The following is a 13,155-nucleotide window of genomic DNA, read 5'->3' as shown; positions in this document are numbered from 1 at the left end:
GTCAGCCTCCTTCTTGACGCGCTTCGAGCCAGCGAGAAACCGCCTTGGGCTCGAACCTAACCGAGCGCCCGAACCGGATACAAGGCAAGCCGCGGCGCATGAGCCGGCGCACCGTCCGCGGGCTGACGCGCAGGTACTCGGCCACATCGCCGAGCGTCAGCAGGTGCGACTCGTCGACGATGCTGGGGCGCTGCGGCGCTAGCTGAGGCGCTTCCACAGACCCAGCCGGGCCGAGGTCGAGCAGCTCGGCGTGCGACGCTCGGATGCGAGACGGGATCCCGCTCATTCGAGACCTGCAATGGTTGTCACGGCCGGGAGGCGCCAACCCGCGATCGTCCCCTCCGGAGCGATCCACGGACGGCACTCGGTCGTCGGAACCAGACTGGCGTTCCTGCCAGCCGAACGGCCGTACGCTTTGCGACCGCCGGTCATTCCAGCTGAAGCAGCCGGCGGCGCAGTCGATTCAGGCCCGGCGAGCGCAGTCCGTGGAAGAGCACCCCGGCCGCCACCGCCCAGCCCACGCGTAGCAGTACCCCTGGCTCCGGAGGCCAGAGTCCTGCCAGCGCCAGCTGGTCGGTTAGCGGATTCGAGAAGCTCAGCACGAGACCGACGCCGACGAGCATGAGGATCGTCTGCGGGCGCTGTGCCGCGAGCAGCCGAAGAATGGACCAGACGAGTCGCACTGCGCCGACCACCGGCAGTGCGAGGAGCCAGCCGAGCCCTCCGAGGAGTTGTCGTTTCATGGGATCCGTTGGTTAGTTCATGAGCCAACGCTCCCGGCCCGTGTTCTTCTCTGCAATTGCCCGCGCCCAAGCAGCGCGGGGGATTCGTGATCTCAAGCACTTGCCGCCTCCTCCCCCTTCTTGCTGCAAGAAGGGTCCGTGAGAAGGGCCTCAGCGCGGCGGATGAACAGCTCCGGCCAGTCGGCCTCGGCCACGACCAGCACGCGGCCAAGCCAGGCACGCTTGGCCAGCCGCTCGAGCGCCGGGACGACCGACGGGGCGGCGATCACCACGAGCAGGGCCTCGCGGTCGGCGTGGACGGCGCTGTAGCGCGCGAGCTTGTCCTGCCAGGCGCGTGTCCGCTCGGTTCCGCGATCGACCTCGACCGCCACGACCAATCGCTTCCCCGCCGCCGAGAGCTCCACGAGCAGATCCGGCACGACGAGGTGACCGCCTGCCTCCCGCAACTCCCAGTCCGGCCGGACGCGCGCGAGCCGGATCTGGTTGTGGGGCCCGAGGACGGCAGCCAGTGTGCTCCACGCGCGCACGACGTCGAGGTGGTGGCCGATCCGGCCGCTCGGCACGCGGCCGATCGTCAGCCCCTGTGCTCGCGCCCAAGCCCGACCCAGCTCGCCAAGCGAGTGGAGGTTCTCCTCCGCCAGGTGTTCGACCCGCACGTCGAGATAGCCCGCCCCGAACAGGCTCCGAAGCCGCTGGGCCACTCGCGTCCGGCTGGCCGCGCCGAAGAAGAGCCGCGCCAGGTCGCTGCTCCGGCACAGCCTGAACCTGCTGACCGCTCCCAAGATCGCCCGGTCGCGTCTCGTCAGTTCCAGGCGAGTCCGGCCTCGGCGCACCCCGCGCGGCGCTCTTTGGTGCTGGTTAGTCAAGGGCCGGGTTCCTCAAAGGCAGCTGGCATCGCGTGCATGGCACCCAGCCGGCGGTACGGTGGCAGATCGGGCACTTGGCGAAGACGTAGCCGTCGAAGGCGGCGCCGCAGCCGCAGCGCCACGTGCCAAGCAGCACGACCTCATGGCCGCGGGGACAGCTGAGCCGATCGCTGTGGACGAGGCGCCAGCGACGGAGCAGGTCCGCGCCACGCCAGATCGCCCGGCCGCCCAGCCAGATAGTGGCCACCAGCCAAACGAGCGCGCGGACGACTCCGACGACGAATCGCGCCAATTCCCGTACTTCACGCACACTCCGCTCCTATCCAAGGCTCGGGAAGCCATCGTCGGGTCCGGGCGCTTCAACCTCGGCCTCTTCTTCAGGAGCACGGAATGGACTCGACGGCGGGGTGAACTGCCGAACCGGGACCGTCCCCACAAGAAGCGCCTGCGCGGCGCTCTCGGGAATACGGCCCGCGTCACGTCGCATGCCATCCAGATCGATGCGCGGGGAGCGAAGGAGCGCCGCATGCCCGAGGCTCTTGGCCCAGAGCGCGAACGTGCGGTTCGGCAGATGGCTGAGGGTACGGACGAGTTCGCGACGATCCGCCGCCTCGGCGCCCTCTCCCACCGCCAGCGGCAGGACGGAGGCCAGGGAGGCCGCGTCCTCGGCGCTCGAGCGGAAGGCCATCTCCAGGTTGGCGTTCGTCCGCAGCACCCGGGCGAAGCCGTGGTCGAGCTGCGAGATCTGCTGGTTGAGGAAGACCAGCGTCCCGCGCTTGGACCTAGCCAACGTCGCGAACCGCGAGAAGTGCTCGACGTCGCGGGCCCGGACCGCCAGCTGGCCTTCGTCGAACACTCCGACCACCGGCAATGAGCCCTCGGTGATCTCGCGGGAGAGCACGGCGCGCGTCCACAGGCCCATGAGCAGCGAAGCGATCAACCGCTCGGCCGCCTCCGCTCCGGCCGGCGCGCCGCCCAGACGCACGAGAGTGAGCCCGGGCCGACGGAAGAGCGCGGCCAGATCGATGCACCCCGGGTGCTCGAGCGCCGCGCGCAGTTGCGGCAGGAACACCAACAAGTCGAGGCGCGCGGCAATCGCTTCCAGCGACGCCCGCTGCTCGCGCCCGAAGCTGGAGGCGGCATACTCGCGAAGCTCCGGATCGGTGGAACGTAGCGCCAGCTCCTGGAAGACGCCCGGTGTACGCAGCCACCGCGCCAGGGCCGTCAGCGGATAACCGCACTCGATGGCCAGGCTCACAAGCCACACGAAGGTCCGCAGCATCCGCACGCCCAGCTCGCTGGCCACCGTCTCCTCGAGGCTCGAAGCGAGGGCCAGGGCCTGGACGCTTCGCGGCACCCCGGGCTCGGGCACGGTCACGCGAAGCGGCAGCGGCGTCGGGCCGAAGGGATCGAGCAGCTGGACGTCATCGAGCAGCCACGTCTCGCTCCGAGCCACGAGCGCCTGAACGGCGAGCAAGACGAGATCGGCGATCTCGGGCTTGAAGTCGAAGAGGAAGATCCGCGCACGGCTCCGGCGCAGGAGCGAGAGGATCAGACTGAGCGCCGCAAAGCTCTTGCCGGATCCAGTTGCTCCATGAATCCACACGTGGCCGAGATCGCGAAACGGCAGGCCGAACCAGTTGTACTCGCCACCGACCGTGGGTCCGCGGCCAAATACAATGCGGTCCGATGCGCGGGCGCACCGAAATCGGCTCTCGAACTCCCGGCGTGCAGCGAAGTAGGGACTGGCATCTTGGCGCGCGATCCGCTCGAAACGACGAGCGTCGCGCGGATCGGCAGGATGGAGGATGCGCCTTAAGTCGAGAAGAAGGCTCATTCGTCGGCCCCCTCGTCGTGGTGCAGGATCGGATCGGAGTCCGCCGACTGCGGTGCATCGTCCAACGGGACGTCGTCGGCCGAACGTCGAACGCTGTGACGGACGAGCCGCCGCTCCGCGCGTCGTTCACGGACGAGCCCGCGATCACGGCCCTCGAACGCTGCTCGTGCACGAGCCGCCAGACCAACCAGCAGGCAGATCAGGACGACCCCACCCAGCAGGTCTGCGGCGAGCGACATCGGGCGCAGCGAGCGATCGGCCGAGGTCCAGATCAAGAGGACTTGTGCAAGAACCCAGTGGATGATGAGCATCGCGAAGACCCCCTTCACGAAGACGGACACGAGGAACCCGAACCAGTCGACTTCGCGAGCCATCACACCGTCTTCCGCGGCGGAAGCAGACGGGTGTCGGCAATTGTCCCGATCGCTTGCCGCAGATCCCCGGTCCCGCCGCAGTCCGGGCACGCGGGGCGGCCCACTGCCGGTCCCTCGGGTTCCTGCGGCAGCCAGACGGCTTCGTCGCTGAACACCCGCTCGCGGTCGCCGACGAGAACTTGATCGAACACGGGCAGCTCGAGATCGGGGTCGAGGCGGAGTTGGACGAGGTTGCGGTTACCGATGCGTTCGAGCAGACGCCCCCAGCGCGCGTGCGTGGTGCCGTGGTGGAGCAGCCCCATCGCGACCGCGAGCTTTGCGGCATTCAATCGGGTCGTGGACGAAATCGGCGTCCCGTCAGACGTGACGGCATTGGCGTATCGGTGCTCGAGGTAGGCCTCGTAGCGCGAGCGGAGGATGCAGCGATGGCAAGCCGGGGTGACAGCCGGGTAGGTGAACGTCAGCTCGGCTCCGCGGCCTTCGGCGTACAGTTGGCCGCAGAGGGTCGGTACGCCGTGCTGCAGCCCAACGCGGTTCACTCGCGCCTGCGCGAAGAAGTCGTCCGTGCAGCCGCACAGCAGCGTGCGGATCGGCGGCCGGGCGAGGTCGAGCCCGAGCAGGCTCTCGACCTCGGACTCGGTGAGGCTGGTGAAGTCCGCCTGCAGGGCGCGCACCTCGACGGCGGGGTTGATGTCGCGCAGCCGGTCGGCGATGGCCTCGACCTTCGAACGGCCGAGGTCGCGTCGATACACCTGCTGCGTGGCGAGGTTCGAGGTCGAGACGGTGTCGGGATCGATGAGGACGAGGTCATGCACGCCGGCCCGGACGAGATCCTCGGCAAAGCCGGCCGCGCCGCCCACGCCGACCACGACGACGCGGCAGTGCCGCAGATGCGCCAGGTCGTAGGCGCACACGACGCGCTGAAACGTCTCCTCGCGAATGCGCCGCGGAGGCAGGACGGGCAACTCGACCGCGGGAACGTTCGGCGACTTCTCGCCGGCCGTCAGGAGCACCTCGTCGAGGACCTCGAGCGTCGCTGGCGCCGCCGTTACGCCCTCGGCCGTTCGGCGCACCACGAACGGGTGAATCATCGGCTCGGGCGTGACGGTCACGATCGGCATGAGGAGCCGATCGAGGTGCGGGTTCGCCTTGAGGATGGCCTTGGCGTAGTGCAGGTCACCACCCGATGGACGCGCGAACTGCCCCGGGTGCGAGTGCACGAAGCCGAGCAGGCGGATGCCGGAGGGCCGCCACCAGTCCGACAGCAGAGAATTCAATCGAACGTGGTCGGGCGAGTAGGTGCTGCCGGAGCGCACGGCGCCGTCGTCGAACACCACGTGCCGGACGACACCGTCGACTGGATCTCCGCCCAGGAGCATCCCGTTCTCGGGCGTCTTGCCGCCGATGGCACCGATGATCTGGCGATGGACCGCCGCAGTCACACGTAGGGGCTCTCGCGAGGGGTTGCCCGGTCCATCGCTCCGTCGCATCCTCGCACCTCGATTCCCGAGTCCTAGCCTGAGTCTCATGGGGCACATCCCTCCTAGAACGAGCGACCTGTGCGCTGGTAGATGAGCGTGGCCTCGGCCCACATCAGGGCGACAGCCTTTGCCGCGGCCATCGACCGGACTGCAGTCGACCAGCAGATGTAGAGCCCCTGCGCGTCGTGCAGCACGTGACACGAGCCGACACGGGGATTCGGAAGCTCGAGGATGTGGATCCGGATGTCCCCGCCGATCGGCGTGAAGCGGAACCGGAAGAACGAGCTGCCGTCGCGCGAGCGGTAAGTCAGCGTGCGCGACCAGCCGTCGGAGTCGGACGAGCGGCTGGAACCGCTCACCACCGAGTTCCGCGAGTCGTTGTTGCTGGCTGCGGCGAGTGCCGCGAGCAAGCCCACGAGCCACCACATGTCGCCTCCTTCGAGTGATTGCGATCCGGAGCCCGGCCGTCGGGCGGCGGCTCGGAGCCGCCGCCCCGCCGGGTGCGTGCGCCGGCTAGTGGAACGTGCCGGCCGGGACGAAGTCCCGGTCGTCGCCACGCACCAGCGAACTGTTCGTCGCGGTCATTGCGATACCTCGCGGGAGGCAACGAAAAGGCCCTCACCGCCATCGGTAAGGGCTGTCGCGTCGAGCGCTGGCGCCTCGGTCGTGGTTCTAACGTGGACTCGCCTCCGCCTGGCGAAGGCGGACTTGCGCCGTAACCTCCTTGCGTCGGGCAGGAGTCTCCCGGATCAGTGGCCGGGGAGCAGAATCGGCTGCCCACCGGCTACGACGAAGAGGGCGTCCTGTCTTGCTCGATGAGCGATCTGCAAAAGTTGCTCCGCAACCCTTCTCGATTTCCTTCGGTCCAACGCCGCCGGCATGTATGACTCGACGACGAGGATCCTCTCGCGAACCGGTTGAGAGCCGCCATTGAGCCATGTTCCTTGCCCCCGGAACGTGGTCGTTCCCGAGGCAACGGCGAGGAGCGTCGCTTCGATCTCGCGCAGGATGCGCTCCGACGAGACAGACCGGTGAGAGCGATCACGCGAAGGGACAGTGACGCGCACGAGCGCATGTGGCTTCAGGCTCCGTGCTAATTGGTCGACTGCTCTCGGCATCTCAGGACCCCCAGTCACTCGTCGGCGAGCGATGAAAACGCCCCACCGCATTGCGTTGGGGCTGTCGCGTCGAGCGCTGGCGCCTCGGTCTAGCTCAAGGTTGCGTAATTCGTGCATCAGTTCGCCTGACGAGGGCGACTAGTTCGTCGGCACCTCCACGATCACCAACTCGTCGCCGCGCTTGATGATGAGGGCGCCCTCAACCGTGATCACAGCAAGCAACCGCCGCAGATTCGGTGACCGCACTTCGACAGAACCGTCCCGGCGAGGAACGAGTAGTGCCGGTGAGGGCTTCATTGGGCCGAGACCGTCGTACCCGGGCTTCGTAGTCATGGCTCCTCCCAGATGACGGAGAGTGGAGCCGGTCGGAACGCCCCGTGTCAGGACTGCCCCGCTGAAGCGGAGGCTCGTCTTCGGGATAGCTCGCCGGCTCCTCCGGCACGACCACGCGTCAACCGACGCGTAGCGGCATGGAACCTGGCCAGCTGGTCCAGAACACGATCTCGGCCGATGCCTAGTGATCCTCCTCATGAAAGGAAAAAGGGCTGCCTCGCGCCTTCGCGCGGGACAGCCCTGACGTCGCGAACAATAGAGGCTCAGTCGGTTCTCGTCAAGAGGAAAATCTAGCGCCGGAACCCCGCCCGGCAATCGATCAGTTCCTGGATCGCTACCATGACGAGTGTGGAGTTCTGATCGAGCAGGCGGCCGAGCCGAATCTTCATCATCTTGCAGTCGGGCTCCCAGCAACCCCACACGTGAGCTAGCGCCTCGGCCCAGTGGACCCGCCGGATGATGACCCTGAACCGGCCCGGTCGTGCGAAGTTTTCAGGATTTGCGGTGAGTCTTGTGGGAATGAAAGAACGCGGAGTGACTGCGAGCAGCCCATCATTTCATCCCCTCCCTCGTCGGTTGTCCCGGATCAGAACACGTCCGGATGATCACGCATGGTCCGTTGAAGGCCGCGGAGTTCGTTGCCAAACCCTTTCTCCTGGGCTATTCCCAAGACGAATTCGGCTTGCTCTTGCGCCTCGTTGCGCCGACCGGACGTGGCGTATACCTTCACAAGTGCATTTCTGCCCATAACTCGCGTAATCACATAATCATAGGGGATTCTAGCCTCGCCTGTCAAGAGGTGGTCCTCGGCCCTGTCCCAGTCGCCTAGGTCTGCCAGGGCGATCCCGATCTGCTGAAGCGCGCGACCGACAGCCACGCCATCTCCGGCCTCTTCGGCGCGGTGGAACTCTGCCTCGAGGATCTTCAGGGCCTCTGCCGGCTCGCCAATCGCCACGAGGACCGAGGCCATCTCCGATTCAACGTAGGGCTGCTGCCACGCGATGTCTGCAACGATGGCGCGCGCACGCTCGACGCAGTGCAGGGCTTCTCGGCCACGCCCAATCATCCGCAGAGCGACACTCTCGATGTCGAGCGAATAAATCAGGTTCGATGGGTCATTCAGACGGGTCCACACGGCCCGGGCCTCTCTGGCCTTGCTGATGGCGCCTTGAGGGCCGAAGCACTGGCCGAGATTCATAGCACGATGCGCCTTCAGGGTCGTAACGCGGGCCCACAACCGCAGAGCCCGGTCTGAGTCGCGCCGGCCTCTGAAGGTGCGGTCTGCATCACGCAGAAGATCATCAAGGTCGGGCCCGTACAATCCCCAGTTGACACGGTGCTCCAGCTCATTGAGGAGCAAGACACGTGCACTCGCTCGCTCACCCTCGCGGAGTCGCTCCGCTACATCCGTGAGATACGCAGGTCCGAGGGCCTCAGCCATTGCCAAGAGCAGCTCATACCCGCAGTCGACGCTCGCGATTCCTTCCCATTCGTTCAGCGGCTTCTTCGGCCCGCCCGTGCGCTCCTCCTGGAACCGGTCCTTTAATCTGTTATTGTGCATGAGCCTGAACTTCTCGAAAAGCGTATTCGAGAGTCCGTAGTGTTCGATAGTGTACCGCCACCGTCTGGAGTAGAACTCCTCCGTCCGCTCGCCTCGATTCCTCCTCAACCCGGTTAGTTTCGCGCACATCAGCTCAATGGCATCGGACGAGAGGGCCGCCGTTCCATCATGCACCCCCTCATCGAGCTGCTGTCTTGCACGCGCCAGTCGGTCGGCAGCCGTCTTGAAGGTGTCCGAGAGATTCTGCAGAGCAATCTCGCCATTCATGGTCCAATACCTCTCGTCAACCTGAAGCAGCCCTGTCTGGGCGGTGGAGACATGGCAGCATGCGCTCCCTGCTGATTATCGCACCCGGCAATCATCTTGTCAGCGGAGGAGCCGAGACGTTCGTCCGCCGACTGTGCGCCACGATGCGCGACCACGGGGCCTTCGCGCGCTGGGTCTCGCGGTTCATGTCCTTGAAAGAACCCGGTAGCTCGGCAGCGGATACGGGATGGCTTGAGTACAACCAGTTGCTTCCGGCTTCTGCGGCGGAGCAAGCGGCCAAAGAGCTGCAATTCTACGAGCGACGCAGGGCTTTTCCTAGTCCGGATCTCCTCGTCACCTTCGGTGCCGCCGCATCACAGATCGCTGAGCACCTGCCGAGGCCACTATCGCACGCACGCAGAATAGTATTCTTCGAAACTCCGCACGACCGGCAACCGCGGTGGCAGGCCAATGAAGCCGTGCTCAGGGAGTGCAATGGGATTCTGAGCTTGGGTGCGAGAACCTGGAGCATTAGCTCTACCCATCAGCTCGTCCTGGCGCGGGTAGGCATCAGCAACAGGCGAATCGATCGGATACTGCCCTGGAGGGTGGGTCGGTCCAGCAGGCCGTTGCCGCTCCACGCTCGTGGTAAGACGATTGTGGTGCCCACCCGCGTTGCGCCGCGCAAAGGTACGTTTGAGCTGATCACATCGCTGGGGGCGCACTGCGACTTGCTCCGGGACTGGCGCACGATCATCACTGGCGGAGTGGCCGCCCGCTACCGGCACTACTCGCGCGTCGTAGGACAGGCGCATCAGGGACTCGCCGGCCGAGTTCGCATCGCGATCCCCCCTCAGCCCTTTCCGCGCTTGGTGCTTCGGCACCTCTTCGCTACTTCCCGTCTCGCAGTGATTCCGAGTCACGGTGAACTCCTCGGACTCGCTGCCATCGAAGCTGTCGCCTGCGGCGCACTGCCGATTGTCCCTGACATCTCGGGACTGGTCGAAGCCATCGACGGCGGCAGACATGGCATTGTCGCGCCGTACACGGACGACCTCTCGGCGCTGGGAGAGTGGGCAGCACATCTCGCACACGAGACCGGACGTTCCCGCGCACTCTCGCGATTAGCAGATCGACTTGCAACATCGTATTCGGCCGGCGGCAGACATGGCTTCGGCGCCTCCGTGGAGCGCAGCCTGCGGTGCGGCTGAGTCAACCTCGTGCCACCAACTCTCTCACCACATCGCTCCACGTAGGGCATTGGATAGGCCGTACGCTTCCTGTGCCGTGCTGACCCAAAGCGAAGACCACTCCCGGGTAGTTAGGTCCCGGCGCTTCTGGAAGTTCAAGATGATCGTCGACGATTCCCGTAATGTGCGGAGGAAGCCTCCGAAGCGTGGTCGCCTTCCAGTGGAGCGGGTTCATCTTCCGAGGATCGGGACAACAGCTTGACCTGCCCCCCGGAAGCTGACGCAGCCTGAGATACCAGTCCTCTGCTAGCCTCGACGGCAACGGAGGACACATGGCAGGCAACGGGAAGCGCTATACCGAAGAGCAGATCATCGCGATCGTGAAGGAAGCGGACGCCGGCTCGGTCGGCGAGGTGATCCGGCGTCACGGCGTCGCGCCGAAGACCTATTACCGCTGGAAGGTGAAGTTCGCCGGCATGGACGTGAGCGACGCCAAGCGCCTGAAGGCGCTCGAGGACGAGAACCGCCGCCTGAAGCAGATCGTGGCGAACCAGACGCTGGACCTGCAGCTGCTGCGGGAGGCACTGGGAAAAGACTGACGACGGCCGCGGCCCGGCGCGCCGCCGTCGCAGAGGCCAGGACTCGCCATGCCGGAGTGTCGGAACGCCGCGCCTGCAGCGCGCTGGGCGTGCCGCTGTCGAGCCAACGCTACCGTTCACGCCGTCCTCCACAGGAAGGGCTGCGGCAGCGGCTGTGCGAGCTGGCGCTCGAGCGCGTGCGCTGGGGCTACCGGCGGTTGCACCTGCTGCTGCGAAGGGAAGGGGTGCGGGTGAACATCAAGCGCACGTACCGGCTCTACCGCGAGGAAGGCCTGGCGGTGCGCCGTCGCAAGCACAAGCGCGTTTCGGTGCCGCGGCAGCCGCTGGTGACGCCGCAGCGGGTGAACGAGTGCTGGGCGATGGACTTCATGTCGGACTCGCTCGCGAGCGGGCGGCGCTACCGGGTGTTCAACGTGGTGGACGTGCTCCCGCGCGAGGGGCTGGCGAGCGAGGTCGACACGAGCCTGCCGGCGGTGCGAGTGATCGGGGTGCTCGAGGAGATCGCGCTCGAGCGCGGCTACCCGGCGCGCATCGTCCTCGACAACGGGCCCGAGTTTCGCAGCACACGACTCGATGCGTGGGCGTACGAGCACAAGGTCGCGCTGGAGTTCATCCAACCTGGCAAGCCGATCCAGAACGCGGTGATGGAGAGCTACAACGGCCGGATGCGGGACGAGCTGCTGAACCAGCACTGGTGGCGGAGCATCGCGGAGGCTCGCGACGCGATCGATGCCTACCGGCAGGACTTCAACGAAGTCAGGCCGCACAGTGCCCTCGACAACAAGACGCCGAGCGAGTTCGCCCGGCGTTACACTGAGACCCTCAACACGCAAAGGCTGGCATCTTGAACCGTGGCAGCGTTGGGGAGCAGGTCAGTCCCTAGCCCCGAACCGCACGAGCCCCGTCAGCGAATCGGTGAGCCCACCCGCGAATCCCAGGCACGGCCCCGGTCCGCTGCTGTTCAGGATGTTCCCCCACGCGTCGAAGTTCCATCACGCGCGCACCAGGCCGTCACTGGCCCGCACGAGCGCCCGCACGCTGCCCAGATGGTCGCTCACCACCCGGTAGACGGTGTCTCCGCGCACCCCCAAGTCCGTGGGCGCGAGTATGATCATTCCTATCTTGGTCGTTCACCACTGAGCTGCAACAAATATGCTCGGGCGAACGGGGCTGGCCATGAGCCAGCGCCACTCCCCGGCACTATTCGCCAAGCATGCCCGAGCGAATCTGGGGACGCAGTTGTTAGCCGTGCATATGTTCTCGCAACCGAATCGTAGACGCACACAACCCATCGAGTATTGACACGCTCCAATGGGCTCACCGTACTGGTATCGGGACCGCTTCGAAACGCGGTCAAAAGGTCCACAATATCACTTTCTGCTGTCAGTTTCGCTACGCTCGCTGCCCCGTCCGGCCGCGGCGTTCCATCATTGAGCCGCATAGGCCGCTCCGCGTAGTACACCTCGGCCGTCCACCCTCGTCCCACGACCCCTCGGAGCCCAGCCCCATCATGCAGCAAAGCACTGCAAAGCACGTCCTCCTGGGGCTGACTCCATTTCCAACGAGCGTCGTGCCTTGCCGAACACCCTTGAATGGCGACCAAGAAGCATGCGATCCACCAAAGCAGTCGTGGCCCCGCCTGACTAGAAGCCATGGTATTCAACCGGCCGATGGCCCTTGAAGCGGTAGCTGAACGGCTCTCCAGGCAGGTGACTGCCGATCCATGTCGCAATCTCACCTGGTATGTCACGACCGTCTCCGACGTTGAAGTCCCACACATCGTCCAGCACATCGACATATCCCGCAAAATAGTACGTTCCGTCAGCTCCACGCATGAGGCAACCTGTGAGTCGATACCTCACGCGGCCATACGGTCTTATGAGGCTTCGCAGAGTACCTATGCGTTCATGCAGTTCCGTGTCGACATTCGTTGACTGGCCGGGGGCAAGCACCTTCTTGGCTTCATTGAAGCCAGGGAACGAGCTGGGTTGGTACTTCCGCTTGTCAACTTCAGAAAATGGGACCTGGTGTGACCCGCCCTTGCCGGAGGTGTACTTGCCAATGGCATCAAGCCACGTCTCTCCCACAAACGGGAAGCGGCCACTAGGATCCTGCAGGTCGACCGGCCCGCCTGCGCAGTAGGCATACAAGTTTATTCCACCCTCGAAGCGGAGGGGGTCCTTTGTCGTCCAGCGCCCAAGACTGGGATCATAGTCGCGCGCCCCAAACTTCATCAAGCCGGTCAGCGAATCCGGCAGCCCTCCCGCGAATCCCAAGCATGGCCCCGGTCCGCTGCTGGTGAGGACGTTGCCCCACGCGTCGAAGTTCCACCACGCGCGCACCGCGCCGTCGCTGGCTCGGACGAGCGCCAGGATGCTGCCGAGATGGTCGCTCACGACCCGGTAGACGGTGTCCCCGCGCATCGCCAGGTCCGGGACGTTCCCGCGAGTGCTGTAGACGAACCGCCAGAGCAACTCACCGTCACCGTCTAGCTCGGCGACCGGGCTCACACTATCCTGGTACAGCCACTGTCGCTCCATCACCCCGTCGATCTTGCCATGCGGCGGTTGCGGCCGTCGATGTCGTACCAAATCCCCTAGGCGAGCCGGGGTGACTAGCAGGGAGCGAGGCGGGCGTGCCGCTTCTTACCAGCGCACGCTGATCACTCGGGTCCACGTCGAGTCGACACGCACCTCCACCACACCGTAGACAAACATGTTCTTTCCCTTCGGCCCATTCCGCGCTGCTAGCGACCTTAGTGTCGAGTCTTGAACCGCATACAGTAGGCGTTCGACATTCTGCGCAGC

At 65.6% G+C, this 13,155-nt stretch carries 10 protein-coding genes and 1 pseudogene; 2 read left to right on the top strand and 9 right to left on the bottom strand.

From position 1 onward, the window contains the following. Position 1: 1 nt before the first annotated feature. From IT347_01840 to IT347_01805, 8 genes are all read right to left on the bottom strand, one after another. Positions 2-286, bottom strand: coding sequence for a helix-turn-helix domain-containing protein (locus IT347_01840; GenBank protein ID MCC6348318.1), 285 nt, complete (start codon positions 284-286; stop codon positions 2-4). A 142-nt stretch (positions 287-428) separates the two neighbouring features. After that, the gene (locus IT347_01835; GenBank protein MCC6348317.1) at positions 429-743 is read right to left on the bottom strand and encodes a hypothetical protein; all 315 of its coding nucleotides are present in this window, start codon (positions 741-743) and stop codon (positions 429-431) included. Between the two features lie 92 nt (positions 744-835). After that, positions 836-1,525, bottom strand: a complete 690-nt coding sequence (locus tag IT347_01830) for a replication-relaxation family protein (protein MCC6348316.1) — start codon at positions 1,523-1,525, stop codon at positions 836-838. 403 nt (positions 1,526-1,928) lie between these two features. Next, positions 1,929-3,446: a hypothetical protein gene (locus IT347_01825; GenBank protein ID MCC6348315.1), complete on the bottom strand. Its 1,518-nt coding sequence runs from the start codon at positions 3,444-3,446 to the stop codon at positions 1,929-1,931. After that, positions 3,443-3,820, bottom strand: a complete 378-nt coding sequence (locus IT347_01820; protein ID MCC6348314.1) for a hypothetical protein — start codon at positions 3,818-3,820, stop codon at positions 3,443-3,445. Before IT347_01820 ends, IT347_01825 begins: the two co-directional genes overlap by 4 nt. After that, positions 3,820-5,262, bottom strand: coding sequence for a ThiF family adenylyltransferase (locus tag IT347_01815; GenBank protein ID MCC6348313.1), 1,443 nt, complete (start codon positions 5,260-5,262; stop codon positions 3,820-3,822). Before IT347_01815 ends, IT347_01820 begins: the two co-directional genes overlap by 1 nt. Positions 5,263-5,363: 101 nt before the next feature. Beyond that, on the bottom strand, positions 5,364-5,729 hold the full coding sequence (locus tag IT347_01810) for a hypothetical protein (GenBank protein MCC6348312.1): 366 nt from the start codon (positions 5,727-5,729) through the stop codon (positions 5,364-5,366). A gap of 1,609 nt (positions 5,730-7,338) precedes the next feature. Then, positions 7,339-8,580, bottom strand: coding sequence for a tetratricopeptide repeat protein (locus tag IT347_01805; protein MCC6348311.1), 1,242 nt, complete (start codon positions 8,578-8,580; stop codon positions 7,339-7,341). A gap of 59 nt (positions 8,581-8,639) precedes the next feature. Here IT347_01805 and IT347_01800 point away from each other — a divergent pair, with 59 nt between their 5' ends. Both IT347_01800 and IT347_01795 read left to right on the top strand, forming a co-directional pair. Then, complete coding sequence (locus IT347_01800; protein MCC6348310.1) at positions 8,640-9,770, top strand: glycosyltransferase family 4 protein; 1,131 nt, start codon at positions 8,640-8,642, stop codon at positions 9,768-9,770. Positions 9,771-10,081: 311 nt separating this feature from the next. Then, positions 10,082-11,196, top strand: a pseudogene (locus IT347_01795) (IS3 family transposase). A 795-nt stretch (positions 11,197-11,991) separates the two neighbouring features. Here IT347_01795 and IT347_01790 read toward each other — a convergent pair. Beyond that, positions 11,992-12,858, bottom strand: a complete 867-nt coding sequence (locus IT347_01790) for a hypothetical protein (protein MCC6348309.1) — start codon at positions 12,856-12,858, stop codon at positions 11,992-11,994. Positions 12,859-13,155: the final 297 nt, after the last annotated feature.

This window comes from Candidatus Eisenbacteria bacterium (assembly GCA_020847735.1).
Classification (GTDB): domain Bacteria; phylum Eisenbacteria; class RBG-16-71-46; order RBG-16-71-46; family RBG-16-71-46; genus CAIXRL01.
Note: the sequence above shows the minus strand (reverse complement) of the source record. Positions and strands in the feature narration are given on the sequence as shown.

What these genes read in the sequence shown, in the direction of transcription:
- IT347_01800 (MCC6348310.1), top strand. Translation starts at nt 8,640, where the DNA reads ATGCGCTCCCTGCTGATTATCGCACCCGGCAATCATCTTGTCAGCGGA.
- IT347_01820 (MCC6348314.1), bottom strand. Translation starts at nt 3,820, where the DNA reads ATGGCTCGCGAAGTCGACTGGTTCGGGTTCCTCGTGTCCGTCTTCGTG.
- IT347_01835 (MCC6348317.1), bottom strand. Translation starts at nt 743, where the DNA reads ATGAAACGACAACTCCTCGGAGGGCTCGGCTGGCTCCTCGCACTGCCG.
- IT347_01805 (MCC6348311.1), bottom strand. Translation starts at nt 8,580, where the DNA reads ATGAATGGCGAGATTGCTCTGCAGAATCTCTCGGACACCTTCAAGACG.
- IT347_01840 (MCC6348318.1), bottom strand. Translation starts at nt 286, where the DNA reads ATGAGCGGGATCCCGTCTCGCATCCGAGCGTCGCACGCCGAGCTGCTC.
- IT347_01810 (MCC6348312.1), bottom strand. Translation starts at nt 5,729, where the DNA reads ATGTGGTGGCTCGTGGGCTTGCTCGCGGCACTCGCCGCAGCCAGCAAC.
- IT347_01825 (MCC6348315.1), bottom strand. Translation starts at nt 3,446, where the DNA reads ATGAGCCTTCTTCTCGACTTAAGGCGCATCCTCCATCCTGCCGATCCG.